This window comes from Lottiidibacillus patelloidae (assembly GCF_002262935.1).
GTDB classification, from domain to species: Bacteria; Bacillota; Bacilli; order Bacillales; family SA5d-4; genus Lottiidibacillus; species Lottiidibacillus patelloidae.
Window position 1 is genome coordinate 95,383 of the sequence record NZ_NPIA01000007.1, and the last position, 25,319, is coordinate 120,701.

Here is a 25,319-nt window from a genome sequence, read left to right on the forward strand (position 1 = left end):
GTATTATATATGGTGCGGGTGGAGGGACTTGAACCCCCACGCCATACGGCACTAGATCCTAAGTCTAGCGCGTCTGCCAATTCCGCCACACCCGCATATATAATGGTGCCGGCAAGAGGACTTGAACCCCCGACCTACTGATTACAAGTCAGTTGCTCTACCAACTGAGCTACACCGGCAAGTTTTGTTCGTCGCATCATGTCGACTACTAAAATTTATCATGATTTTTAGAAACGCGCAATACCTTTTTTAAAAATATTTTCAGTGTATATTTTCCAATAAGAAAAACCTCTACCACAACTATGATGGCGAGGCTTTAGCTTCTTAATTTCCCAATGTTTTTACTACTTCATTTTCTAACCATGAATCAAAGAATTCACGCACTTGTGGTCCTACAACTTCTTCAAACACGCTTATTAAATCTTCCCTTGATGCGTTTTTATACGAATACCTCTCTACATACAATTTTAATGCCTCATTCATTTTTTCTTCACCTATAGTTTGATCTAAATGATAAAACATTTGGCTTCCAAAATAGTAAATAGAAAGGATATAAGTTTGCCACTCAGCAAAATCTTTTGCAGGAAGTTTAATGAGTTGTCCTTCTTCTTTGAAGTTTTCAATTTCTTTTGATAGATATTTTGTTTGACTATTTAATGTTTTCTCACCAACGATTGGATAATGCTTTAATAAAAAATTCAACGTTGAGTAATTTGTTAAACTTTCATCTAACCAAGGTTCTTCAATCGCATTATTTCCTACAAGAGCATACCACCACTGATGTGCAGTTTCATGAGCAATAACAGTATAGCCGTAAGTTAATTCCTTCTCAAATGCTTGACTTTGCACAAATACGAGGCCTGGATATTCCATTCCACCAAAAAAGCCACCTGTTGCTATTACATCAAATTCTTTATATGGATATTTCCCATAGCGTTCACTAAAATATTGTAACGATTTTTCTGTTGCTTCTAAATACTTTTGCATCGCCTCTTTTGTTTGATTTCGATACCAAACATTAACAACAACATCATCGACCTTTGATTGCAATAATTTGTAGGAATCATCCATAATTACCATAGCAAAGTCTCTTACGTTTTCAGCAACTACATGATATGATCCAAAAGTTTGATTACTTACTGTAACTATTCTTGACTCGTAGTCATATCCAGAAGTAGCAATTTGATAATTAGTCGGCAGTTTAATTGTCATATCATAGGAGGCAATATCACTAAAGAGAGGATCTCCAATTGGATGATACGGATTTAAATACCAACCTTCTTCGGTATATACCGCTTTAATGGGTATCCAACTTCCAAACCATGTCGATTGATCGTCATAAGAAAATACTCCGTTATTTTTGGGGACATCAATGATAAAACTCATTTCAATCGAAACCTCTTCATTTTGTGTCCAAGACTCTAGAGGAACCTCCATAATTGTCCCATCAATTTTACTATTTACTTCTTTTCCACTTACCTTCACGTCAAAAACATCCATTTTTCCAGGAGTACGCTTTTCACCAAAAATAAAATCCCAGTCTTCTCCTTTCAATGGAATCTTTTCTTCATAGATCATTGGATATAGGTGAAAGTATATTGAGTTTTGGTCCACACCAGTATCATTTATTGCTTTTACAATAAGTGTTCCACTGATTTGCTGAATCTCTGGATCGAATGTTCCATTAAATTTATAGACCGTATTTCCATGGTCAACATTTAATTTACGAGCTTTAGATACTTCATCATCTTGTTTTTTATTATCATTTGTTTCTTCTTCATTTTGATTTTGATTCTCACTATTTCCTTGTTGGTTTTCATCAGCATTGTTTTGTTCATCATTTTGATCTTGATGATATTCAGACTGTTGGTTTATTGAAGTATCCTTTGCATGTTGGATCATTGCGATTCCAGCATATGTCGAACTAAAAATAAAAAGAATAAGTATTATGTAAACTTTTCGAGTATCCATTAAGTCAACTACCTTTCATAGCTATATTACATAGACAATAATCCTATCCTTCTAATACATTCTATAATATTTATAATAAACCTTTACACGAATAGGCACTTGATGTGATAAAATAGAATTTAATTAATCCCTACTAAACTTATAGGATTAATTATTAAAAACATACTGGAGGCTACTATGACACACATATATATAATACATGAAAATAAAGAGTGGACAGCACCTTTACTTAAACATTTAGATGATATGCAACTTCCCTATAAAGAATGGTTTTTAAATGAAGGAACATTAGATTTATCAGACATTCCACCTGAAGGGATATTTTACAATAGAATTAGCGCATCGTCTCATACTAGAGACCACCGCTACTCTGCTGAGTATACTGCTAGTGTTTTAGCTTGGCTTAATGCTCATAATCGGATAGTTCTAAACAGTGAACGAGCATTAGCTTTAGAAATTAGTAAAATAGCTCAATATTCATCGCTACAAGCAAATGGCATTAAGATACCTAAAACAATTGCAGCAATTGGAAAAACGCAAATAATTGAAGCTGCGAAAAAAATGACACCTCCTTTTATAACAAAACATAATCGAGGCGGAAAGGGTTTAGGTGTCCAACTTTTCCACTCAATTATTGCATTAGAAACGTATATTAATAATGATCAATTTGAAAAACCTATTGATGGCATCACACTCATTCAAGAGTATATTCAATCACCTGAACCTTATATTACGAGATGTGAATTTATTAATGGGAAATTTTTGTATGCTGTCAGAGTAGATACATCAGAAGGGTTTGAATTATGTCCTGCAGACGCATGCAGTATTGGAGATAACTTTTGCCCAACAACCACAAAAACAAAAGCAAAATTTGAAATTATTGAGAATTTCAATCACCCAATTCTTACAAAATATGAAAAATTCTTAAGTGAAAATGACATTACTTTTGCTGGTATTGAATTTATAAAAGATAAAGCAGGAAATCTTTTCACTTATGATGTTAATACGAATACTAACTATAATACAGATGCCGAAAATAACGTAGGAATTTACGGCATGAAAGAAATAGCTAATGTTTTAGGGACAAAATTGAAGGAATTAAAAGCTATTAAAAAGATATAGGAGGAATTATATATCTCATCTTTCTAACTTAACTTATTTTAAATCAATAGTCCCTCATTACTCTTATTCATAGTGAGAGAAATTTTATATAAGTCACGTAGAATGCTATCATTATTAGTGAAGGAGGGATATCAATTAGTTTAAAAAAGGAAAAACAAATTGATATTATGATTGATGAAGGTCTAGGTGGTGGACAAATTAATCGTACATCAGATAAAGACAAACTTAAATCACCACTTTCTAAGCAGAAACATAAGAAGGAAAATGAAATGATTGAAAACTTTTCTGAGGCAATTAGCTTAGGAAACGAAATGGAACAGCTTGAGAATAAAGAAGAGCTAAAAGAAAAAGGGCTAACACCTGACCCAGATAATACAAAATAATACGTAAAAAAACCGCTCTATAGAAGAGCGGTTTTTTGTTTGTAAATTAGTTATTTTGAAGCTTATCACGTAGTACCATTTGCAGGATACCACCGTGACGGTAGTAGTCAATTTCAACTTCAGAGTCGAAACGAGCAACAACTTCGATTTCTCTTTTATTACCAGCTTCATCAGTAACAGTAACTTTAACCATATCACGAGGTTTAATGTCATTTGTTACTTGTACGTCGAACGTTTCTTTACCAGTTAAGCCTAGAGATTCGATTGTATCTCCCTCTTTAAATTGAAGTGGAAGTACACCCATTAACACTAAGTTTGAACGGTGAATACGCTCGAAGCTTTCAGCGATAACTGTTTTAATGCCTAAAAGGTTCGTACCTTTCGCAGCCCAGTCACGTGAGCTTCCCATACCGTAATCTTTACCAGCAATAACAACTAAACCTGTGTTATCTTCTTGATACTTCATTGCAGCATCATAGATGGGCATAATTTCTTCTGTTGGCCAGTAAGTCGTCCATCCACCCTCTGTTCCAGGAGCGATTTGGTTTTTAATACGGATGTTTGCAAACGTACCACGCATCATTACTTCATGGTTACCACGACGTGATCCGTATGAGTTAAAGTCACGGATATCAACGCCTTTTTCACGTAAGTAACGACCTGCAGGCATATCTTTTGCAATCGCACCAGCTGGTGAAATGTGGTCAGTTGTAACTGAATCAGCAAATTTACCGATAACACGTAAACCAGTAAGTGGTTTAACTTCTTCAATATCAGCAGATAAGTTTTCGAAGAATGTAGGGTTTTGAATGTAAGTAGAATCTTCATTCCACTTGTAAAGCGCGTCATCAGTAGTCGCGATTTCATTCCACTCTTGATTGCTATCGAATACTTCATCGTACTCTTTCTTGAAGATTTCAGGTGTTACAGCTTGCTTAATTACTGCTTTAATTTCTTCTGTCGTTGGCCAGATGTCTTTTAAGTAAACATCGTTACCATCTTTGTCTTTTCCGAATGAATCATTGTTAAGATCAAAGTCAACAGTTCCTGCTAGCGCATAAGCAACTACTAATGGTGGTGAAGCTAAGTAGTTAGCTTTTACTAACGGATGTATACGTCCTTCAAAGTTACGGTTACCAGAAAGTACAGACGTAACTGTTAAGTCACTGCTAGCAATCGCTTCTTCGATTTCATCAGCTAAAGGACCAGAGTTACCGATACAAGTAGTACAACCATAACCTACTGTATTAAATCCTAAATCCTCTAAGTATGAAGTTAAACCAGCTTCATCTAAGTAGCTAGTAACTACTTTAGAACCAGGAGCTAGTGATGTTTTCACATACTCAGGAACTTGTAAGCCTTTTTCAATTGCTTTTTTCGCAACTAATCCAGCACCTAACATTACTGTAGGGTTTGATGTATTTGTACAAGAAGTAATGGCTGCAATCGCAATTGCACCAGTCTTCATCGTAGAAGTTTCACCATTCGGATGTTTAACTGTCGTTTCTTTATTGATTTCATCTTCAGAAAGACCAAATCCGCTTGGACCTACTGGTGAAGTAAGTGCTTTATGGAATGATTCTTTCATCGCTGAAAGTGGAATTAAATCTTGTGGACGCTTTGGACCAGACAAGTTCGGCTCAATTGCAGAAAGATCGATTTCAACAACGTCAGTGAACGTAGGGTCTTGAGCATCTGGCGTATAGAACATACCATTAGCTTTTGTATATTCTTCAACTAATTTAATTTGCTCTTCAGAACGACCTGTTAAGCGCATGTATTCAAGTGCTTCTTCATCAACTGGGAAGAAACCACATGTAGCTCCATACTCAGGTGCCATGTTTGAAATAGTTGCACGGTCAGCAAGTGGCATTTCTGCAAGTCCAGGACCGAAGAATTCCACGAATTTCCCAACAACTTTCTTCTCACGAAGTACTTGCGTTACTTTTAATGCTAAGTCAGTTGCAGTAGTTCCGTTAGGAAGCGTTCCAACTAATTTAACACCAATAACTTCAGGAACTGGGAAGTATGAAGGTTGACCAAGCATTCCTGCTTCAGCCTCGATACCACCAACACCCCAACCTAATACACCGATACCATTAATCATCGTTGTATGAGAGTCAGTACCAAATAAAGTATCTGGGTATGCAATGTACTCGCCATCTTTTTCTTCAATACCGTGAACAACATTTGCTAAATACTCTAAGTTAACTTGGTGAACGATACCAGTTGCAGGTGGTACAGCACGATAGTTATCAAATGCTTTTTGTGCCCACTTCAAGAACTCATAACGCTCAGCGTTACGTTTAAACTCAAGATCCATGTTGAACTTAAGTGCATCTGCTGAACCAGCTTTGTCTACTTGTACAGAGTGGTCGATTACTAAGTCAACTGGAATTTCAGGGTTAATTTTATCAGGGTCTCCACCCATGTCAGCCATAGCTTTACGTAATGACGCTAAGTCTACTACTGCAGGTACACCTGTAAAGTCTTGTAGGATTACACGTGAAGGTTTGAAAGGTACATCAATGTCCTTTTGCTCACTAGTTCCCCATTTTGTTAAGTTTTCAATGTGCTCTTTTGTAATTACACGACCGTCATATTGACGTAAAACTGATTCTAAAAGTACTTTAATGGAATACGGAAGTTTTGAAACATTTCCGATACCAGCTTCTTCAAGCGCTTGCAGCTTATAGAAGTTATACTTCTTGCCGTTAGCTTCAAAAGAAGAACGCGCTTGGAAAATATCTTGGTTAGCCATATGTACTACCTCCTTTTGAATTCATACATTCCTTATCATATACTAATGAGCTAAAATTGTCGAAAGATAAATCAATATTTACACCGACATTTTTCATTCATTACACAATTATCATATGACACAATAGTTAATAAGTAAATTTCAATAATTTTATCATTTTTGATAAGTTAAACTTATGTTTCAAATAAATAAAAAAACATTTGTTTTATAACAAATGCTTTTTTGATATAGAAATTAAATTATATCAATTTTCCCACTACCAACATCATAGATAAGTCCTTGAACAGTAACACTATCTTCATGTCCTTGATAAACTGGATGTTTTTTGAGATTCTCCACTTGTGCTTGGACGTTTCTTTTTGAAACATCATCAATTTGTAGTGACTTTCTCTCTTCTTCAGAAACTGCTTTCTCGATATTTTCAATCCAAGGAGATAGTTCTTTAGGTAATGCATTGCCTTGGCAAGCAGCATTTATCGCACCACAATTCGTATGACCGATGATAAGAATTTTTTTTATATTTAGGACATTAAGTGCATAAAACAATGCAGCTGTGAAACTTTGATCACTTTCTACTACTTGATTACCAACATTGCGATGAACAAAAAATTCTCCTAAGTCTCCCATAAATGTAACAGCAGGATTAATTCGAGAATCACTACAGCTAATTACAAAATAATCTGGTGACTGACCATCAGAAAATCGTTGAAAATAATCGGCCATCCCACTAGTTTTTTCTTGAACAAATTGTTGATTTCTTCTTAATAAATCTTCCATTGTATCCATTCAGAGCACCCCAGAAAATATATTTGGTATAATATACCGTAAAATATACCGTAAAGTACTCTCTTTTTCAATGGTTAATGTGAAAAAAGCAAGTGACAAAGTCACTTGCTAAAGATAATTATTGATTCTTTTTTCTTTTTTTGTTGTTTTGCTTTTGCTCTTCAGTTAAAGGCTCATTTGAGAACTCTGCATTATATCCAGCACCAAGACCTTGTGCTTTTGCTTGATTCATTCCTGGAATTACATGATTCGCTTTACGTTTAACCATCGTAATCACTCCTCATTAACTTGTTGGACAATTTGTTGTAAGTCGTTTCTATATTGCTCTAATTGATGTCTTTGATGCTCAGAAGATACTTCCAACGCATTTTCAATTTGCTGGTAAGCTTCATTCACTTCGTTTTGTAAGTGTTTCAGCTGCTTACCGTATTCACTACTATCGGTAACTAAATGCTGTTCCGCATTCTTTGCTTGTGTGTACCCTTGCTGAGCAGCTTGAAATGCTTGTTGTTTATCTTTATGAAACGGCATACTTCTTCCTCCTTAATAGAAAGCTTTTCATTGTTATTGTTTGCCCACGTGAAAAAATCATACATGAATAAAAGATAAAGACGAAAGCAAACTATTATAGAAGGAGGAGTGGTTACTATGGCTGAAAAGAATTCATATAAAGATCAACGTAAGAATGCTCCAAAAGGCGAAAATCCAGGGCAACCAGCACCGATGAGTGGATCTAAAAAAGTAAAGAAAAGAAATCATGTAGGTGCAACAGACGGAGAAGGGTAAATCCCTTCTCTACTTCTCTAAGCTAGTTAATTTTCATTAATGCCTCTATTACTTGCTTTACTTCTTCATCTGAAATTGTTCTAAAATCAATTAAAACTTTCTCATTTTTTATACGAACAATGACTGGAATTTCAGCTTCTCGCAATTTGGTTGCTAATTGTTGTGACTCATACTTACTATGAATCATTTCTACGACAACTGTTGGCATTAATACATCCGGCATTGTGCCTCCACCAACTTGCGAAAAATCTTGAACTATATTCCAATCAAAAGATGACTTTAACAGCTCCAGCCTTTTTACAAATGTTTCAGCTCTTGATTTAATCGTCTCTATTGATTGTAGTAAATCTCTAACTGTAGGTATCTCTGTTCCTCGTTCTAAAATATAAGATTTTAATGTCGCTTCTAAAGCTGCAATCGTCATTTTATCGACTCGCAACACACGAGCAAGCTGATGCTTTTTTAATTTATTTATGATTTCTTTCTTTCCTGCAATAATTCCAGCTTGCGGACCACCTAACAGTTTGTCACCACTAAAAGATACGACATCCGCTCCATTTTTTATCGCTTCAGACACTAAAGGCTCTTCCCCAATACCTGAAGATTGAAATGAAAACAAGTCTCCACTTCCTAAATCTTCATAATAGATAACGCCGTGACCCTTACTAATTTCAACTAGTTCTTTTGTTTTTAATTCTTTTGTAAAGCCGACAACTTTAAAATTACTCGTGTGCACCTTCATGATCATTGCAGTATTATCATTGATGGCATTTTCATAATCAAATTCATGTGTTTTATTTGTCGTTCCTACCTCGACTAGTTTTGCGCCACTTTCCTCCATAATTGCTGAAACACGAAATGATCCACCAATTTCAACTAATTCTCCACGCGATACAATTACTTCTTTCTCTTTTGCTAGCGCTCTTAAGATGAGGTAAACAGCAGCAGCATTATTATTCACAACCATCGCTGCTTCTGCTCCAGTTATTTCTTTTATTAATGTTTCTAAATGATCGTGCCGCGAACCTCTAACACCTTCATCTAAGTTATATTCTAAATTTGAATAATTCGCTGCAACTTTGACAACTTGTTCAATAGCTTTTTCACTTAATCTAGCTCGTCCTAAATTAGTATGTAAAACTGTCCCAGTTCCATTGATGACAGGTTTAATCGTATATGATTGAAAAGATTGCGCTCTTTTTTTAACTCGATCTATTATGTGGGATAATAGAAGTTCTTTCGTTGGGGGTGTCTCACTGTCCCAAGACTCTTGAAGAAATTGTTCTCGCACATTCATAACTTCTTCTTGCATCCATTTCGTTAATTGGGCACCTATAAGACCATTTTCTAGAAGATTATTTAAAGTAGGTTCATTTTGTAATTGATGAACAGAAGGTATAAATCTTAACCATTGTTTCATTCGTGCTCCTCCTTAAGGCTATAAAAAGGACACCTTAAGAAAGGTGCCCATTTATTTTGCTAATTTGTCCATTTCCTCAATCATTGCGTTCGTAGCAGGAAACTTGCCGATTTCAAGCTTAGAATAAATCTTCGTTCCATTAACTGTTACTTCAAATGCTCCTTTTGAACTAGGAATCAACTCTAATGAAGTAATGTCATGACGGTAATGATTAAAAAGTTCTTCCGCGAAACTCGCGGCTTTTGGTGCGTAGTTTCACTGCATGCAAAATTCAACAGATACTTTGTAAGACATGTTGCGGCCTCCTTTTAAGTAATTCTACGTTTTATTTTAGTATAACAATGTAAAATACGCAAAAAAGGTGCTTGTTATCTTATTACTGTCTTATTTTGCAAAACACGTATATACTAATAGTGAAAAATAGGAGGTGCATTTTTGTGAGTGAACAAGAAAAAATACGTCTAACAGCGCTTTCCACAAAGGCTGGATGAGGATGCAAAATTGGTCCTGAAGACCTGTCGCAAGTTTTGCGACATTTACCAGAAAGAGAACATGATCCAAACCTTTTAGTTGGTTTAGATACTTCTGATGATGCGGGAGTATATAAAGTAACTGATGATATAGCTTTAATTCAAACTGTTGATTATTTTACACCAATTGTTGACGATCCATACACATTCGGACAAATAGCAGCAGCCAATGCCCTTAGTGATGTATACGCAATGGGAGGCAAGCCTAAAACGGTTTTAAATATCGTCGGATTCCCTATCAAAGCATTAGGCCCTGAAGTGTTAGCTGAAATATTAAAAGGTGCTGCTGACAAAACAAAAGAAGCTGGTGCAATTATCGTCGGAGGCCATTCAATCGACGATCAAGAACCTAAATTTGGCTTATCTGTAACTGGTTATGTTCACCCTGATAAATTTTATAAAAATGTCGGATCCAAACCTGGTGATGTTTTAGTCTTAACAAAACCAATTGGTGTTGGTGTGTTAACAACTGGAATTAAAAGAAATGAAGTTACAGAAGAACAAGAAAAAGCTGTTACTATAGCTATGGCAACATTAAATAAACGAGCAGCTGAGCTTCTTGAAGAGTTCTCTCCAACTGCAGTCACAGATGTAACTGGATTTGGACTTCTAGGTCACAGTACGGAAATGGCTAAAGGAAGTAAAGTAAGTTTTGATATCAAGTTGTCAGATGTTCCGGTACTAGATGGTACATATGAGCTTATTCAAAAAGGAATTGTTCCTGGCGGGACAAAAGCTAATCATAGCTGGTTAAAAGATGATGTAGAGTATGATGAATCACTTACATTTGAAGACGAAATGCTTTTGTGTGATGCAGTTACTTCTGGTGGATTATTAATTAGTATGCCAGCTGATCAAGCCGAGCAATACGTAGAAAAATGTAAGAATAATGGTATTGAAGCTGCATCCATCATCGGAACAGTTAGCGCGAAAAAAGAAAAAAGCATTTACGCAAAAAGATAATAGATCTTACTGGTGAATGGCAGATGTCATTCACCTTTTTATTATTTATTTTAGAACAAAAAAAACCTCGAGGAATCGTAAGTAATTCTTTTACGACCTTCGAGGTTTTTTTGCGTTTAATACTGCTATAGATTAGTTGGCATAAGAAGCAGATTGGTTTCGCCCATTTGATTTCGCTTGATATAATGCTTTATCTGCTTTAAAAATAAAATGTTCAAAACTTTCTGCTACAGGAATCTCACTGCTAATTCCTATACTTACTGTTATATACTGAGAAACTGAAGAAGATTGATGGTTAATTTTTAGCTCTTCAATTGCATTTCTACATTTTTCAGCTACCAAATTCGCTTCTTGTGCACTTTTTCGAGGTAGAATTGCAACAAACTCCTCTCCTCCATAACGAGCAACAAATCCTGAATAACTTTTTATAACCTTTTGAAGAGTACTTGCTACTTCTCTTAAAGTCTTATCACCATTTAAGTGACCATATGTGTCATTATACTCTTTGAAACAATCAATATCTAAAAATAACAAAGAAATAGGGTCTTTATTTACAATAGCATTTTTCCACTCTTTCTCTAACTCTTCTAATAATAATCTTTTATTAGGAACATCGGTTGTTGAATCAAAGTATGAGAGTTTGTATAGTTTGTCATTCGCTTGCATCAACTGTTTTTGATAGGTTTCAAGTGATTTTGTTCGCTCATTTACTTTCTCTTCTAATTGGCTATTTAATATAGCTAATTGATTAGAAACGTGTTCTAACTTCGAAAAAGCATATGAGAATCTTTTTGCTATTAAATAAGATTGTGAAAATATGAAAACGAATAAACCTAACGCAGCTAGTTCCATTGTATCAATAATTAAATTATAAAATAAAATATCATTCACAACTGTAAGGGCAAAGAAAAGGCCACAAATGGTAACGATAATAGAACCTTCTATTTTCATCTTTATCGCTCTTCTAAGAAAATAGACTAAGTATAAAATAACCAATATGGTTAATGCTTCATAATAAAACAAGGTGTTAGAAGATATAATTGGCTTTGTGAAAAGAGCGATAGCAATAAAGACTAATGAAAGATACGTAATTATTTTACCAAATAGCTTTGAAACGATGTGTTGAAATAATATCCATGTGAACCAATAGAACAAAGGCAGACAAGCAAAGAAAGACAAATATTCAATTTGAAGAGATAAATTATATGAGATTTCCGGAAAGATCCTTAATAAAAATTTCTCTCCAACAACGCCTATTCTAAAACTAATTAACAAGCAAAACACACCGAAGTAAAATGCAATTCTATCAGATCTTCTTAATAGAAATAATACTATATGGTATAGTCCTGCTAAGAATACAATTCCAAATAATATTGTGTCAAAAATAATTCTATCATTCGTTTTTTGAAAGATTTTTTCATAAGGTCCAAACTCAATACTTGAGAAGATACCTCCATCACGGAAACTCCCGTTGGCAACTTGCAGTACAATTTCCACATTTCTCTGTTCGGTAACAAAGAAAAATTCGCGTGGTCTAAGGCTAGCTTCCATTTTCTCTATATTCTCTGCAACTTTACCGTTTTCTCCCAATAATTCTCCATTAACCCAAACCTTGTACGATGAATTAATATTAGGAATTCTCAAACCATACTTACCAGGAGTGTGATTTGTAAGTTTTGCTCTATACGTTGCATACCCTAGTCCAGGTAAATCTTGATCTTCAAACTTATTCCAATTATATGGAACATGAACATATTTTACTGGAGTTTTACTATTTTTCAAATCATCTGGTGATGCTAGTGTCTTCCAATAAAATTCCCATTCTCCATCCAAACTATATATTTCACTCTGAGAATCACTGAGAGTATCAAAATCAAAAGAGCCTTTTTCCATAGCAATAGTTTCATTTATTTCCGTGGTACATCCAGATAAAAGAAACACCACTGCTAATATTATATAATTAAAAAAGATCCACTTTTTCATAGTATTTCCCCTAATGTACGTAAATAAATTAATATTAGTTCACCTACTAATAATATCATAGAATCATGAACATTTGCTATTATAATAAACTTATTTTGGAAATTGGGTTACTAGGACTTCCCATAATTATTCTAATATGTGAGAATATTATGTAATAGAAATAGGAAGGGGCGTTTAAATGATTACGACTAGTAAAAAAAATACAATAAAAAGTTTTATACTAAATTTTGCACGACCTCTCGATAGAAGTCTATTCATATTTAACTTTAAGACTATAAATAAAGATGAAGTAGTTGTCGAATTGATGAAATACCAAAATGAAGATGGCGGTTTTGGGAAAGCAATAGAACCTGACTTTCGCTTACCAGGTTCATCACCTATGGCCACAACGATTGCAATGCAATATGTGAATGAACTGCAAGTAGCTCCAACACACCCTATCATTAAAGATGCCATTAATTATTTCCTTAATACATATGACCAAGAACAAAAGCGCTGGTTTACTGTACCCGAAGAGGTGAACAACTACCCACATGCACCGTGGTGGCATGTGAATAAAGAAACTAAAAATGCTGGTGTGGAAAGCAATTGGGCAAATCCAAATGCGGAAATTGTTAGTTACCTAGTACAATATTCTGAACTAGTTCCATCTACCTTCTTACAGGAAGTATTAGATCTCGCATTAATGAAATTTTCAGATGATATACACAAGATGGAGATGCACGATCTTTTATGTTACATAAGGTTATTTGAAGTTTTACCGAATGAAAAATATCCAATAGAAATAAACAAACTTGTTAGCAGAGTCCAGGAAGTTGTTCAGACTACGACAGATGCCTGGGAAAATTATGGACCAAAACCACTAACATTTGCTCCAACACCAAAGTCGTTGCTTTATCCTTTTTTGAAAGATGAAATTGAAGTTAATATACAATATGAAATTAAACATTTAAATGAAAGAGGATATTGCGAACCGAATTGGGCTTGGGGACAGTATGATCAAGATTGGTTGAAAGCAAAAGAGGAATGGAAAGGGTATCTTACCGTTAAATTGATGAAAAGCCTTAAAGAATATGGCTATTTAGAAAAAGAAACAGCTAGCGAATAAGCGCTAGCTGTTCTTTGTAACTCTATCTAATATGAATAGATGTGCTACTATAACCTTCTTTTGTTTTATTCACTTCAAGAATAGCAGGTATCGCTTGCTTTAATTCTTGCACATGAGAAATTACACCGATCATTCTTCCAGTTTGTTGCAAGTCAATTAATGTATCAATTGCTTTCGTTAAAGACTCCTCATCCAATGAGCCAAATCCTTCATCGATAAACATCGTTTCGATTGAGATTCCACCTTCATATGCTTGAATAACATCTGCCATACCTAATGCTAAACATAGGGAAGCATTAAATTTTTCTCCACCTGATAATGTTTTCACATCCCTGATTTGACCTGTATAGTTATCATATACATCTAAACCTAATCCACTTTGAACATTGTTTTTTTCAATTCTATCACTACGCACTAAGCTAAATTGTCCGTTAGATAAACCTTTCAGTCGTTCATTTGCTATTTGGATAATATGGTCGAGGAATTCAATTTGCAAGTACCTCTCAAATGAGATTCGTTTATCGTTATTCCCGCGAATAACATCATACAAATCCAAAACTAGTTGATACTCTTTTTCCGTTTTCATCGCATTTTCACTAGTCTCTTTTATTCGATTATCTGCTTCTATCGCTCGATCGAGGAAATTGGAAACTTTCTGCAATTCGGTTCGCTTTTGCTCAACTTTTTCAGTTTGATTATTAACTTCTGTTTTTAGTTCAGCAATATTTACTAGATTTTTCTCTTTTAATTCTTCCTCAAGCTCGTTGATTTGTTTTTTCACAGTTGCATAATCTGTAACATACGTGCTAACTTTTTCTTTAAGTTTAATTCTATTCTCTTCACTTATTATCGCTTGTTTATATTCTTCTCTTTCTTTAAAACCTGACTTATCTAGAGCATCATTAAACGTTTTCTTGCTTCTTTCTAACTTTTCTTCCGCTTCTTTTAACGAAGTCACTGCATTATTAAGATTAGTTTCCGCAGTCGTCTTAATTTCTCTAGCCTTCTCTAAAGCTTTTTGCGCGTTTTCCCAAGACTTTTCAAGCCTATCTTTATTTACATGTAATTCATTCAACTTTTTATTTATCTCAGATAGTGACCGTAATTGTTCTGGAATATTTGCGATACTTTGTTTAAGAAGGGATTTTTCTATTGTATGTTTACTTTTAAGCTCATTCGTAATTTTAATAAGTTCTTCTTTTTCCAGATGTCTTTTATCAATTTCAACTTCTAGTTCATGTAATAAATCCTTTTGTTTTGATAGTTCCTTTTGATCATTAGTAAGTTCTTGAACTTTTTCTTTAAGTTTTCTACCTTCATCAACTAGTACATCATATTGTACCGTTGCATTTTCGATCTGGAAGTTTAACGCTTTTGCTTCTTCTTTGCATTCATAGATTTGCGTAAAGACTGCGTCAAGGTTTGCGTTAACCTTAGATAATTGATTTTGCAGTTCGTCACGATCACTACTTTTTCTTTCGAGCATTTCTTTAGATGGAATGTCAAAAGCCTCTATAGCTTTTTTCGGGTGATCGACACTTCCACAAACAGGGCATTCTTTTCCATCATGTAAATGTTTTGCTAATATGCTAGCTTGCCCTTCCACCCATCGTATTTCTAGATCTTTATACACATTATTACTTCTTTCAAAATTCTCACTTAGCTCTTTTTTATCAGCTTCAAGTTTTTGTTGCTGCATTTCAAGGCTCATATATTTCTTCAATACTTTTCCTTGGTCTCGCATATTCAATAAGGCTTCTTGCTTTTCATTAAAACCCTTTAGTTTATCTTCTAAGTTTTTAATAAATAGTTTTCGCTTCTCTTTTTCCTTTACTTTTGCCTCTAAACCATTTGCTATTACTTGCAGAGCTTTGTTTTTACTCTCAGACTCTGTTGCTAAATTAGCTACTTCTAATTTCTTGTTTTCATATCCTTCTACTACAGGGATCCATTGTTGTAAGTGATCTATCTGTTTATTTATTTGCTCTCGTTCTTCTTTTTTAGCTTCTTCTTTTTTATACTCATTAAGATTGGATTGTAAGTTCTGTTTTGCTTGTTCTGCTTCTTCTTTTTTATCCTGAAAATTACTAGATTTCTCTTTTAAGATTGATTCTGCTTCATTAAGGTGCTGCTCATATGGCTCGATTCGATTAGCTTCTTCTGCTAATGTAAGTTTCTTTTCATATTCAGCAATTTCAGGTTTCATATCGTCAAGCTTTATTTTTTCATTTCGCTTTTCTTCCAATAGTTGGAAACGACCATTAGTTGTTTCTCCTTGATGGAGTGATTCTGTCACTACCTTTAACTTATCTACTTCTATATCTAGTAAAGATTGTTGCTTCTTCTTTTCATTCTTATAAAATTCAATTTCTTGTTTAAGTGCTTCTAGAACTTGGTGAGAATTGAATTGGTCTTGCTGGAATATCTCAGCAAGCAATGAACCTTCTCGAGGTGGCAAGGATGCTTTTGCATTATTAATATGAACGTCTCTCTCTTTAATTTGAGCTTCATATTCACTTTGCATGCTTCTTCTACGTTCATTCATTTTTTCGACAATACTTTTGTAAACCGTTGTCTTAAAAATACGTCTTAATATTTCCTCTTTCTCTACGGTTTTTGAAGTTAATAACTTCCTGAATTCCCCTTGTGGAAGCATTACAATTTGACTAAATTGATCTTTTGTTAATCCTATTGTCTCTTCAATTTTTTGATTAACAGATGTCACTTTAAATGTTTCACACATCGGTATTACTTCGTCACCAGTAAGCTCATAAAATTCAAATTTTTCACCAGTAGCACTTTTGTTTCCTTCCTTCACATGTCCTAATTGACGAAGGACAGAATATGTTTTACCTTTTAATTCGAATTCAATATATACAGATGTATGCGTATCATCATCTGCAAATTGACTTCTAAGCATTTTCGCTTCACTTCGGTCTTCCCCACTCGCTACACCGTAGAATGCAAAGCATATTGCATCAAAGATTGTCGTTTTTCCAGCTCCCGTTTTCCCTGATACGACAAATAAACGGTTTTCGTTCAGTTTTCTAAAATCGATCGTTTCTTCCTTTTTATAAGGTCCAAATGCAGTCATTACTAATTTTATTGGTCTCATTTTCGCTCACTCTCCACTTCCAGCATTTCTTGAAGAACATCTGAAAATAGGCTTTGTGTATCTTCTGAAGGCTCCGTTCCTTTTACTTCTTTATAAAATGACTTAAATAAAGATTGTTGGTCCATATTTGCTCTTTTTTCTTTATTTTCTTGCTCTTCATGCAAATGAATTCTCGAAGATTTACGTTCTACATGCATTGCATTTGGATATACCGCACGTATTCTCTCCATCGGTGAAATAACAGGTGTTTCGTCTAAGAGTCTAACAAATACATAATCTTCATTTTGTTCATGTTTTTCAATGTCTTCCATTAATCCCTCGACAATCCGAATATCTCTTTTAGCTTGAAGGAATCGTTTTTCTACATTTATTTCCCCATTTTTATCAAGCTCAACAATAAGAAAACCTTTCTTATGTCTTTCTTCTGATACAGAGTATTTTAACGGGGAACCTGCATAGCGAATCTTTTCATGTTTCACGTGATGCGCTTGGTGCAAATGACCTAAGGCTGTATAGTGAAAATCAGTAAAATGTGCTGCACTAACATGTTCTGCACCACCGATTGATAGTGGTCGTTCAGAATCACTCGTATTCTCTCTTTTTTCTCCAGTTGGTGTAACAAAACAGTGCCCGACAACGACATGACGCGCCTGTTTATCTTTTTGTTCATTTATTTTTGCGATAATTGCTTCCATCGCATCATTGTGAGTTTTAATATCTTCTAATCCTAGTTCATGCTTGACTAAACTTGGCTCAGTATAAGGGATTAAGTGAAAATGAACCTCTCCATGCTCATCGTTATAAATAACTGGTGAGAATGTTGCGCTTAAGTTGCCTGCAATGTGAAAACCAACGGAGCTCATCATTTTACTTCCGAATTCCAGTCTTCTAGGACTATCATGATTTCCAGCAATAGCGAGTACTGGTGTTTTTAGTTCTAAGACAATTTTGCCTAGCATGTCATTCAGTAAATCAACCGCTTCGGATGTTGGAATTGAACGGTCATATAAATCACCTGCGATAATAACAACATCAGGTTTTTCGTTTTTAATCTCTTCGATAAACTGAAGTAAGATATGCCTTTGATCTTCTGTCATATACACACCTTGCAATAATTTTCCTAAATGCCAGTCAGCAGTATGAAATATTTTCACTTTTAGCACCGTCCTTAATTTATATTTATCTTTCATAGTAATCTATTAATCTTTTTGTATATTAGTTGTCTAATAACATCATAACATAAACCATTATTTACCATTTAGAACAAAATAGGAAGTTGTCCATCTAACTTAGACAACTCCCTATTATTATATTATATCGCACTTCGTCTCTTTATTCTTTTAATTGGGATGATTGTACCGAATAAAGCTATAATTGCACAAGCTAAATAGATTGTAGGAACACCTAAATAAGCAAAACTAGCAATGGTTCCGAAAATTAGAAAATCAAAACATGAATCAATAATTGATAATAATGATATTGTCGTAGCCCGAACATTTGAAGGGATTAGGTCATTACTTAATTGTGAATAGATTGGATATCGAATAGCTTTAATAAAACGTAAAAATAAGAAAACAACTAAAGCAATTAATAATGAATCCTCTACCTTTGCAGCAACAAACAATAATAGAGCAGAAAAGATACCCGTTCCATAAAAGAGCCAATACCTTGAAAATAATCCAGTTAGCCACCCTATTGAAATAGAAGCAATAAACCCAATAATACCGGATACAGCATAGGCTATGCCGATGTATGCTACTGGTAAACCAGCATTTGATAAATACAATTGATCAAACTTTTCAAAAACAGCCGCTGCAGGGATAAAAACTATTGTTAAGTTTAAAAACATGAATAGTAATTGTGGCTCTTGTTTAATCGCTCTAATACCATCTTTAACATGTACAAAAGGATTTTCTTTATAATCGGTTGCCTTCGTTGGATTTTTAACGAAAAACAATAAAATGATTTCTACTAATTGGAATGCTAAACCAAGTAATATTAAAAATATAAATTGATCTTCCTTTAAATCTTTAGCTACATAAGAACCAATAATTACCGCAACTGTCATCGTAATAAAAGTTGCTGACTGTATTTTACCCATCGCTTTATCCATTTTATTTTGTTCGTTTGATAGCTTTAAAGACTCATAAATGAGCGCTTCATCAGCACCAGAAAAGAATGATGCCGATAAACCTAATAAGATACTACTGAGAAAAAAGAGCCACGGTTCGTATGCTAACAGGAGGATGCTTATCGAGAAGAACTTTACTGTCGCACCTGTAATAAATGAAACTTTTGCGCCAAATTTATCTGCAAAGATTCCAGTAGGAACTTCACCCAGCAAAACACCCGCACTCCAAAAAATCATTACAAATAAAATATTTGTCTCCGATAATCCTCTTTCTATATAGAACAGTGTTAACACGGGTTGCAGAAAACTAACTGTTCCAAAAATATTCGCCCAAAATAATAGTTTAATATTATGTCTTGCTAATGTATGTTTATTCATTTTCTAATCTCCAATTTTCATTTAAAAAACTGCCCTCAATGATGGGGCAGTCCGTTTACTAGCAAATACACGTTTTTTTCTTAACGCCTACTTTGCCTCTAGCTTCTACTTTTTGAATGTAATCTCGAGCTAGTGGAACTTTACAAGCTGTATTACCAACGTCCACTTGAACTTTCCCTATTTTTTCAGCTACAATATGCGCTTCTTCATGCAAGGCTTTGACAAAGGAGCCAACCGCAATGACAAAACCGTTCATTGTATATCGCACACGATTTTTTTCGTCATGAATTGTCTCTTCAATTCGGTTTAGCAGTTCTCTAATTTCGTTTATATCTAATTCTTCATCCGGTGTAATTGAAAGGTAATTTGCATACGTGCTCCACCCTGCTGTGGCTATTTGCTCATTCTCTGAATCAATCCATTCACGAGCTAGTTCTAAAGCGTAGGGACTCTCAGCTGCTACCCAGGCAACCGTATATTCGGAAAGCATGTACCAATAAGCATTCTTTACCCATTGTTGTAACTCGTCTTTACTCATTAGTTTTGGGTTAACAGTTAAGCCTGCTAAATACATCGCATCAGAATTCCCCGTTCGATAAAGTTCTTTGGCAAGCTCTTGATCTTTTTTTACATGTTTTACTAAATGCTTTTTTAAGTCTCCCACTTTCACTCCATAAAAAGGTTCTTTAGCTCCGTGGTTCATAAATGTTTTCTTCGTTTGCTCAGAGCCAAGTTGTTCGAGTTTATCCATCATTTCTTCAAGCGTCATAGGTATGCCTCCTTATTTACTTATAACTATGGGTAATGAGATCTGAACAACCGTACCGTTATTTTTTACACTTTTATATTTGATAGAACCACCTAGCTGTTCAATTAAGCGATTAGTGACCATTGTTCCAAGTCCTGTTCCTTTTGATTTTGTTGTATAAAAAGGTAAGCCAATCTTTTTTAATTGTTCTTTCGTTAAACCTTCTCCATTATCCTTTATTTCAACAATGGCATTATCATTTTCTCTCATTATTTCTACAATGACAGTTCCTTTTTCATCCACAGCTTCAATTGCATTTTTCACGATGTTAATTATACATTGTTGCAAGAAGTTTTTATCTGAATTAATAAAAACATCCTGATTACTTTTATTTGTTACGCTTAAGTTTACACTTTTATAGCTTGCAATTGGTTGTAGCAATCGTATTGTATTTTCAGCTAGATCAGTTAAATTTAGCGTTTCATAAGATACTTTACTAGGTTTTGCTAAAGATAAGTAATCCGTTATAATTTTATTGGTTCGATCGAGCTCTTCCAAAATGATTGGAGCATGGTCTTTTAAATTTTTATGGTTTTCACCTTCATTAAGATATTGCACAAACCCTCTAACAGTTGTTAGTGGATTTCTAATTTCATGGGCAAATGCAGCAGCCATGTTTCCAACTGTTTTAAGCTTTTCTAAATAAATGGCTTCGCTTGCTCTTTCATTCATCTGTATCGTTTTCTCTGTTATTACTAATAACATCATAAAAGTTAAGTAGAAAAGGGTAAAGTATATGATATAAAAATTTACACTTAAAAATGGTATATAGAAATATATGGTGATAAGGACTCCAGTAGTATATAACAGATAAATATATGTACCTACTTTAAAAACGCTTGATTTCTTGGCATAGGCTTTACGAAATAATAGTGCTGAAAGAAGTGCTATTGCATTAACAATTACTCCAATTAAGGCGAACTCTCCACCAACTAATACCACCCTTGCAATGGATATTATTGAAAAGGTAATAAATCCAGATAAAACTCCACTATACAGAGTAACTACTATTATAAAAACCATCCGAAAATCAAAGTTAGTATTTCCAAGTACTTCTATTGGGAAAAACAAGCATAAAATTCCTCCAAAACTACCTAAAAAAGCATAATAGATTGTTTCTTTTAATGTTTGATTATCAACCCCATTAAATGGAATGAACATATTAACCGTATATGTAAGAGCAATAATAATTGTATAATTAATAATTAATGGCTTTATTAAATCTAGAAATGTTGACATTAGTTGTAACTCACCACTTTATTTGTAATATTATGTAAGATGATTATCCTATCCTTACTATCATAATTGAAAAAAGAAGGCATAACAATTAAAAAATCGCTAAGCAACTATTTAGCTTAGCGATTTGTTTTTTTTATTTTATTTTAATAGAAAATGGCTGAGTGAAATAATTAGGATAGTTCGAAAGCTTTAGATAGATTACCTCTTCTTTATCAAGAACAGACTTATCAATATCAATACTAGCATAAGCGATATGATTTCCATCAATTCTCTCATCATATCGAGACCCTTGCGAACCTACATAGTCCACATGATTTCCTTCCTCATCTAACATCATACTACCATCCTCTTCCATTAAGTGACCAACAAAACTAAAGTAAGATGGATTCGGATCATCTTCATTTAAAGTAAGGGAGAATTCTAAACTCATTTGATCTTCCTCAAAATAGGATGGCTCTATTCCATCAAATGAGATTCGGTCATCTGGTTGTTTCAATAGTTTCATCTCTTTTACATCAATTGCAACTAATAAATCTTCTTTAGGTAAAGCAGAAATTGTACTTCCCTCTAAGGATAGAGTATTTCTGTTTTTAAAGAAATTACTTTCAAAGTACATCGTATAGGTCTTTTCACCAGAACCATGTCCAGATATAAAATTCCATTCTTCTCCTGTTTCATCAACTAAACGAAAATCATGAAACGATAATAGTTCGAGCGAATTTTGATCTAGTCCTGAGAAAAAAACTGCAATTTGCGTTGGATAAATAACTGCACGGTCAACGTTAAATGTAAAACCTTCAATCGAAACTTTTTCGTTTAAGAGAACTTCTTCTTCCATCGAAAAGTACTTTTCCTTGTTAGGAAAAAATGATACGGAAAAAGTTCGGTCATTTACCAAGCCGTACTCTTTGCTTTCTTCAAAATATTTTTCGATTTGCACTTGAATTGTTAATGTATCTGGGAACAAATCTGAATTGTATTTTGAAACTTCTATCCGGCCTTTTTTAATATTTTTTTCCCCTGACATACCTCCCCATGATATCCCTGCACTTAATCCTTCTCCATTTTCGTTTAAGATCTTAGGGCGGAGGAAGTAATTTTCATTTGGTATATAGTCTTGGCCAAAATCAAAGGTGTAAAAAATAATCATTCGTGAACGATCAAAAATAATGTGATCGACCGTAAATGTTTGGTCATCTACTGTGTTGGAAACGCCAATTTCTTGTATATAGTCATTTGTGACAGCTTCTCTTATCCCCTTATCTGCCCCTCCTAATAGTTCAAAGAAAGCACTTATACCTGGTACAGTTTTTAAATAGTTAGCAAACGCCGGTGAAAGACTTGCACTTGTTATAAGTGTGGCTAAAAGAATACTCGCAGCAAGTGTAGCGATTCGTAAATTACTTGATATCTTCTTCTTTTTCTTTGCATTGTCTATTCCCATTCGGATGTATGAATCAATGTCATCAGGAATTTTAATGTTATCGTTTTCTCGTTTAATTTCTTTTAATTTTTCATCTTCGTGATTATACATAAAACTTCTCACCATCCTTTTCAAGTATAGCTCTTAACTGTTTTAATGCTTTATGTAACCACGTTTTAATCGTACCTTCAGGTTTTTCTAGCACACTCGCAATTTGTTGCACAGTTAAATCCTCATAATATTTTAAAACAATCACTTTTTGGTAGTTTGCTTTTAGCTTGTATATTGCATCCTGCATGGCAATATTCGTCGCATTATCTTCATTTTTAGTGGCTACTTCCTTCTCCGTAAAAACTAATCTTTTTCTTTTTCTTTGTTCATCAATACAATAATTTATCATTATTCTAATGAGCCACGTTTTGAAGTAACTCGCTTCTTTCAATTTTTTTATTCCCTTATATGCACGAAATGTCACTTCTTGTATTGCTTCAAGTGCTTCAGTTTCATTTTTTAAATAAGAAAAAGCAATTCGATAAAGTTGCTCTTTATTCGAAGAGATTAATAGAAAAAACGCTTCATCATCACCCCGTTGTGCTTTTACTAGTAGTATTTCATTTTCCAATTTTCTCTCTCCCTTCGTTCGCTTTCTAACCATTAGACAGTGCTCTATCGATTTTGGTTTTAATTATTTTTCATTTTTTTAGTTTTATTTTTATTTAATAAAGGTATTTCACTTGTCCATGCAAAATAATATATTGTTAGGATAGTATAGTCTGGAGGTATTAAAGATGGAAAAACAATTATATAAACAACTAGAGTTCGTCCGTTTCCAAACAATTAAGTTACTAGAATCTACGACTGAGGAACTGGCAGACCAAATACCAACTGGATTTAATAATAATATCCGCTGGAACCTTGGGCATATTTATGTTTCACTTGATAATCTATTATACTCGCACCTTGGGGAAGAGCCAGAAATCTCTGATGATTATTTTAACATGTTTCATTTCAACACATCACCTGCTGATTGGAAAGATAAGCCGCCCACTTTAGAAGAGCTGAAAGAGAAGTTAGTATCACAAGAGAAAAGAATAAAAGAAACTTTTACAGGGCGACTAAATGAACAAGGGGAAAAACCTTTTAATTTAGGGGTTGTCCAACTTGATTCGTTAGCTGAAGTCTTAAACTTTGCGCTTTGGCACGAAGGGACACACCGTGGAACGATTATTGCTATTAAGAGGGCGCTCGGAGTAGAGGACATTTGGGTAAAAGGGTAAAAACTTTTTAGCTTTCTTTATTTATTTGAATGCTGTTTTCCAAAAGATTGTTTTTTAAATTCAACCTTAGTCTGTCTAGAAAAAAGAACATTTCGCAATTATGAAATGTTCTTTTTATTATCTCAAGTATTAATTTTTTCACTTACAGTGTTAATAAAAGTTTGAAGTTCAATAGCCTTGTTATCTTTAAACTTCCAAATATGAGCTGCACCTGTCGAAAATCTTTTTTGTGATAGTTTTTCTTTTATATCATAAATTGTTGTAACTACGACAATCTCATTAGCTTGAATGAACTCTATTGGAATAATATCAAACCTCTCCCAAAAGATTGGAAGTTGACTTAACACATGTTTCTTTACTTCGTTGAGCCCTAGAATGGATGCTTCTTGGTCTGTGCCAATTGCTTCACGCCAGTATATATCTTCATGAAGCAATTCCGTTACTGCATCGAAATTTAATACACTAAATGAGTCGTAAATCTTTTTTAACGCACATACATAATCCACATCCATGCTCCTCTCCACTTTGTTAATTAGATTTATGCTTTCAATTGATTTTTTAGCATTATTTTTTAATTATGTGGCTCTGTTAAAGATTTTGTTGATTTCGAATAGCTTCAGGCGGACGCTTTCCGCGGGCAACGCTTCAGCCTCTTCGACCTCGTTCCTCGCTCTGCAGGGTCTTCAGCTGTTGCTTTTTCCGCTGGAGTCGCCGCCCTATTTTTAAATATCAACAATCATAGCTAATAGAGCCAATTATTTAAATAAAAGGAGGTTAATAAAATGGTAAAAAATTTCATTAAATTAGAAGGGTTGGTAGTATTTTTAATATCTTTTGGAATTTATTATGAACTTGACTTCAACTGGACCCTGTTCTTTCTTTTACTATTTGTTCCTGACATTGGTATGCTTGGTTATATTCACTCAAAAAAGATAGGCGCAATGATTTATAACACTTTTCACACTTATTCGCTTCCATTATTTTTACTGTTCATTGGTTTTCTACTGAATAACGATTTTCTTCTCTCAATATCAATCATTTGGACTGCTCATATTGGTATAGATCGAGCAATTGGATATGGGCTAAAATACACAACTGATTTTAAAGATACACATATTAACAAAATCTAAAAAAT

The 25,319-nt window shown here is 34.1% G+C and carries 22 protein-coding genes, 2 tRNA genes and 1 pseudogene; 7 read left to right on the forward strand and 18 right to left on the reverse strand.

Annotation, left to right across the window (positions count from 1 at the left end):
• Positions 1–10: 10 nt before the first annotated feature.
• From CIB95_RS12805 to CIB95_RS12815, 3 genes are all read right to left on the reverse strand, one after another.
• A tRNA-Leu gene (locus tag CIB95_RS12805) sits at positions 11–95 on the reverse strand.
• Positions 96–103: 8 nt separating this feature from the next.
• Positions 104–179, reverse strand: a tRNA-Thr gene (locus tag CIB95_RS12810).
• Between the two features lie 145 nt (positions 180–324).
• Positions 325–1,971: a M1 family metallopeptidase gene (locus CIB95_RS12815; protein ID WP_094925753.1), complete on the reverse strand. Its 1,647-nt coding sequence runs from the start codon at positions 1,969–1,971 to the stop codon at positions 325–327.
• A 177-nt stretch (positions 1,972–2,148) separates the two neighbouring features.
• Between CIB95_RS12815 and CIB95_RS12820 the strand changes: the two genes are divergently transcribed.
• The gene (locus tag CIB95_RS12820; protein WP_094925755.1) at positions 2,149–3,093 is read left to right on the forward strand and encodes an ATP-grasp domain-containing protein; all 945 of its coding nucleotides are present in this window, start codon (positions 2,149–2,151) and stop codon (positions 3,091–3,093) included.
• Positions 3,094–3,260: 167 nt separating this feature from the next.
• The gene (locus CIB95_RS12825; protein WP_094925757.1) at positions 3,261–3,476 is read left to right on the forward strand and encodes a hypothetical protein; all 216 of its coding nucleotides are present in this window, start codon (positions 3,261–3,263) and stop codon (positions 3,474–3,476) included.
• A 46-nt stretch (positions 3,477–3,522) separates the two neighbouring features.
• On the opposite strand, the gene acnA is transcribed toward CIB95_RS12825, so the two are convergent.
• The 4 genes from acnA to CIB95_RS12845 all read right to left on the reverse strand — a co-directional run bounded on the left by acnA (position 3,523) and on the right by CIB95_RS12845 (position 7,554).
• Positions 3,523–6,237: an aconitate hydratase AcnA gene (gene acnA, locus CIB95_RS12830; RefSeq protein ID WP_094925758.1), complete on the reverse strand. Its 2,715-nt coding sequence runs from the start codon at positions 6,235–6,237 to the stop codon at positions 3,523–3,525.
• 234 nt (positions 6,238–6,471) lie between these two features.
• Positions 6,472–7,023, reverse strand: a complete 552-nt coding sequence (locus tag CIB95_RS12835) for a carbonic anhydrase (protein WP_094925760.1) — start codon at positions 7,021–7,023, stop codon at positions 6,472–6,474.
• A 118-nt stretch (positions 7,024–7,141) separates the two neighbouring features.
• On the reverse strand, positions 7,142–7,291 hold the full coding sequence (gene sspO, locus CIB95_RS12840; RefSeq protein WP_094925762.1) for a small acid-soluble spore protein O: 150 nt from the start codon (positions 7,289–7,291) through the stop codon (positions 7,142–7,144).
• Positions 7,292–7,296: 5 nt separating this feature from the next.
• A complete protein-coding gene (locus tag CIB95_RS12845) occupies positions 7,297–7,554 on the reverse strand; it encodes a hypothetical protein (RefSeq protein ID WP_094925763.1) in 258 nt (85 codons plus the stop codon).
• 117 nt (positions 7,555–7,671) lie between these two features.
• On the opposite strand from CIB95_RS12845, the gene CIB95_RS12850 reads away from it, so the two are divergent.
• Positions 7,672–7,809 carry a small acid-soluble spore protein P gene (locus tag CIB95_RS12850; RefSeq protein ID WP_094925765.1) on the forward strand — a complete coding sequence of 46 codons (138 nt, stop codon included), beginning with the start codon at positions 7,672–7,674 and terminating at the stop codon, positions 7,807–7,809.
• Positions 7,810–7,831: 22 nt separating this feature from the next.
• Here CIB95_RS12850 and selA read toward each other — a convergent pair whose 3' ends face one another.
• Both selA and CIB95_RS16580 read right to left on the reverse strand, forming a co-directional pair.
• The gene (gene selA / locus CIB95_RS12855) at positions 7,832–9,229 is read right to left on the reverse strand and encodes an L-seryl-tRNA(Sec) selenium transferase (protein WP_094925767.1); all 1,398 of its coding nucleotides are present in this window, start codon (positions 9,227–9,229) and stop codon (positions 7,832–7,834) included.
• A gap of 51 nt (positions 9,230–9,280) precedes the next feature.
• Positions 9,281–9,472: pseudogene (locus tag CIB95_RS16580) on the reverse strand (Rdx family protein); the annotation flags it as partial.
• Between the two features lie 194 nt (positions 9,473–9,666).
• Here CIB95_RS16580 and selD point away from each other — a divergent pair.
• On the forward strand, positions 9,667–10,722 hold the full coding sequence (gene selD / locus CIB95_RS12865; protein ID WP_094925770.1) for a selenide, water dikinase SelD: 1,056 nt from the start codon (positions 9,667–9,669) through the stop codon (positions 10,720–10,722).
• Between the two features lie 132 nt (positions 10,723–10,854).
• Here the strand turns inward: selD and CIB95_RS12870 are convergent, their stop codons facing one another.
• Positions 10,855–12,705: a diguanylate cyclase domain-containing protein gene (locus tag CIB95_RS12870; RefSeq protein WP_094925771.1), complete on the reverse strand. Its 1,851-nt coding sequence runs from the start codon at positions 12,703–12,705 to the stop codon at positions 10,855–10,857.
• A 178-nt stretch (positions 12,706–12,883) separates the two neighbouring features.
• On the opposite strand from CIB95_RS12870, the gene CIB95_RS12875 reads away from it, so the two are divergent.
• A complete protein-coding gene (locus CIB95_RS12875) occupies positions 12,884–13,813 on the forward strand; it encodes a hypothetical protein (RefSeq protein WP_094925773.1) in 930 nt (309 codons plus the stop codon).
• 22 nt (positions 13,814–13,835) lie between these two features.
• Here CIB95_RS12875 and CIB95_RS12880 read toward each other — a convergent pair whose 3' ends face one another.
• The 7 genes from CIB95_RS12880 to CIB95_RS12910 all read right to left on the reverse strand — a co-directional run bounded on the left by CIB95_RS12880 (position 13,836) and on the right by CIB95_RS12910 (position 23,529).
• Positions 13,836–16,928 carry an AAA family ATPase gene (locus CIB95_RS12880; RefSeq protein ID WP_094925775.1) on the reverse strand — a complete coding sequence of 1,031 codons (3,093 nt, stop codon included), beginning with the start codon at positions 16,926–16,928 and terminating at the stop codon, positions 13,836–13,838.
• A complete protein-coding gene (locus CIB95_RS12885) occupies positions 16,925–18,082 on the reverse strand; it encodes an exonuclease SbcCD subunit D (protein ID WP_094925777.1) in 1,158 nt (385 codons plus the stop codon). Before CIB95_RS12885 ends, CIB95_RS12880 begins: the two co-directional genes overlap by 4 nt.
• 158 nt (positions 18,083–18,240) lie before the next feature.
• Positions 18,241–19,437, reverse strand: a complete 1,197-nt coding sequence (locus CIB95_RS12890) for an MFS transporter (RefSeq protein ID WP_094925779.1) — start codon at positions 19,435–19,437, stop codon at positions 18,241–18,243.
• 58 nt (positions 19,438–19,495) lie between these two features.
• The gene (locus tag CIB95_RS12895) at positions 19,496–20,206 is read right to left on the reverse strand and encodes a DNA alkylation repair protein (protein WP_094925781.1); all 711 of its coding nucleotides are present in this window, start codon (positions 20,204–20,206) and stop codon (positions 19,496–19,498) included.
• Positions 20,207–20,218: 12 nt separating this feature from the next.
• Complete coding sequence (locus tag CIB95_RS12900) at positions 20,219–21,484, reverse strand: ATP-binding protein (RefSeq protein WP_094925783.1); 1,266 nt, start codon at positions 21,482–21,484, stop codon at positions 20,219–20,221.
• A 133-nt stretch (positions 21,485–21,617) separates the two neighbouring features.
• On the reverse strand, positions 21,618–23,018 hold the full coding sequence (locus tag CIB95_RS12905; RefSeq protein ID WP_158217636.1) for a DUF4179 domain-containing protein: 1,401 nt from the start codon (positions 23,016–23,018) through the stop codon (positions 21,618–21,620).
• Positions 23,011–23,529 carry a sigma-70 family RNA polymerase sigma factor gene (locus CIB95_RS12910; protein ID WP_233144136.1) on the reverse strand — a complete coding sequence of 173 codons (519 nt, stop codon included), beginning with the start codon at positions 23,527–23,529 and terminating at the stop codon, positions 23,011–23,013. The genes CIB95_RS12905 and CIB95_RS12910 overlap by 8 nt, the downstream gene beginning before the upstream one ends.
• A gap of 166 nt (positions 23,530–23,695) precedes the next feature.
• On the opposite strand from CIB95_RS12910, the gene CIB95_RS12915 reads away from it, so the two are divergent.
• On the forward strand, positions 23,696–24,184 hold the full coding sequence (locus CIB95_RS12915) for a DinB family protein (RefSeq protein ID WP_094925789.1): 489 nt from the start codon (positions 23,696–23,698) through the stop codon (positions 24,182–24,184).
• Between the two features lie 122 nt (positions 24,185–24,306).
• Here the strand turns inward: CIB95_RS12915 and CIB95_RS12920 are convergent, their stop codons facing one another.
• Entirely contained in the window at positions 24,307–24,696 is a 390-nt protein-coding gene (locus tag CIB95_RS12920; protein ID WP_094925791.1) for a nuclear transport factor 2 family protein, read from the reverse strand.
• 270 nt (positions 24,697–24,966) lie between these two features.
• Here CIB95_RS12920 and CIB95_RS12925 point away from each other — a divergent pair, with 270 nt between their 5' ends.
• The gene (locus CIB95_RS12925; RefSeq protein ID WP_094925793.1) at positions 24,967–25,314 is read left to right on the forward strand and encodes a DUF4260 domain-containing protein; all 348 of its coding nucleotides are present in this window, start codon (positions 24,967–24,969) and stop codon (positions 25,312–25,314) included.
• The last annotated feature ends 5 nt before the right edge of the window (positions 25,315–25,319 follow it).

What these genes read in the sequence shown, in the direction of transcription:
- CIB95_RS12815 (WP_094925753.1), bottom strand. Translation starts at nt 1,971, where the DNA reads ATGGATACTCGAAAAGTTTACATAATACTTATTCTTTTTATTTTTAGT.
- CIB95_RS12820 (WP_094925755.1), top strand. Translation starts at nt 2,149, where the DNA reads ATGACACACATATATATAATACATGAAAATAAAGAGTGGACAGCACCT.
- CIB95_RS12825 (WP_094925757.1), top strand. Translation starts at nt 3,261, where the DNA reads ATGATTGATGAAGGTCTAGGTGGTGGACAAATTAATCGTACATCAGAT.
- acnA (WP_094925758.1), bottom strand. Translation starts at nt 6,237, where the DNA reads ATGGCTAACCAAGATATTTTCCAAGCGCGTTCTTCTTTTGAAGCTAAC.
- CIB95_RS12835 (WP_094925760.1), bottom strand. Translation starts at nt 7,023, where the DNA reads ATGGATACAATGGAAGATTTATTAAGAAGAAATCAACAATTTGTTCAA.
- sspO (WP_094925762.1), bottom strand. Translation starts at nt 7,291, where the DNA reads ATGGTTAAACGTAAAGCGAATCATGTAATTCCAGGAATGAATCAAGCA.
- CIB95_RS12845 (WP_094925763.1), bottom strand. Translation starts at nt 7,554, where the DNA reads ATGCCGTTTCATAAAGATAAACAACAAGCATTTCAAGCTGCTCAGCAA.
- CIB95_RS12850 (WP_094925765.1), top strand. Translation starts at nt 7,672, where the DNA reads ATGGCTGAAAAGAATTCATATAAAGATCAACGTAAGAATGCTCCAAAA.
- selA (WP_094925767.1), bottom strand. Translation starts at nt 9,229, where the DNA reads ATGAAACAATGGTTAAGATTTATACCTTCTGTTCATCAATTACAAAAT.
- CIB95_RS12870 (WP_094925771.1), bottom strand. Translation starts at nt 12,705, where the DNA reads ATGAAAAAGTGGATCTTTTTTAATTATATAATATTAGCAGTGGTGTTT.
- CIB95_RS12875 (WP_094925773.1), top strand. Translation starts at nt 12,884, where the DNA reads ATGATTACGACTAGTAAAAAAAATACAATAAAAAGTTTTATACTAAAT.
- CIB95_RS12880 (WP_094925775.1), bottom strand. Translation starts at nt 16,928, where the DNA reads ATGAGACCAATAAAATTAGTAATGACTGCATTTGGACCTTATAAAAAG.
- CIB95_RS12890 (WP_094925779.1), bottom strand. Translation starts at nt 19,437, where the DNA reads ATGAATAAACATACATTAGCAAGACATAATATTAAACTATTATTTTGG.
- CIB95_RS12895 (WP_094925781.1), bottom strand. Translation starts at nt 20,206, where the DNA reads ATGACGCTTGAAGAAATGATGGATAAACTCGAACAACTTGGCTCTGAG.
- CIB95_RS12900 (WP_094925783.1), bottom strand. Translation starts at nt 21,484, where the DNA reads ATGTCAACATTTCTAGATTTAATAAAGCCATTAATTATTAATTATACA.
- CIB95_RS12905 (WP_158217636.1), bottom strand. Translation starts at nt 23,018, where the DNA reads ATGTATAATCACGAAGATGAAAAATTAAAAGAAATTAAACGAGAAAAC.
- CIB95_RS12915 (WP_094925789.1), top strand. Translation starts at nt 23,696, where the DNA reads ATGGAAAAACAATTATATAAACAACTAGAGTTCGTCCGTTTCCAAACA.
- CIB95_RS12920 (WP_094925791.1), bottom strand. Translation starts at nt 24,696, where the DNA reads ATGGATGTGGATTATGTATGTGCGTTAAAAAAGATTTACGACTCATTT.
- CIB95_RS12925 (WP_094925793.1), top strand. Translation starts at nt 24,967, where the DNA reads ATGGTAAAAAATTTCATTAAATTAGAAGGGTTGGTAGTATTTTTAATA.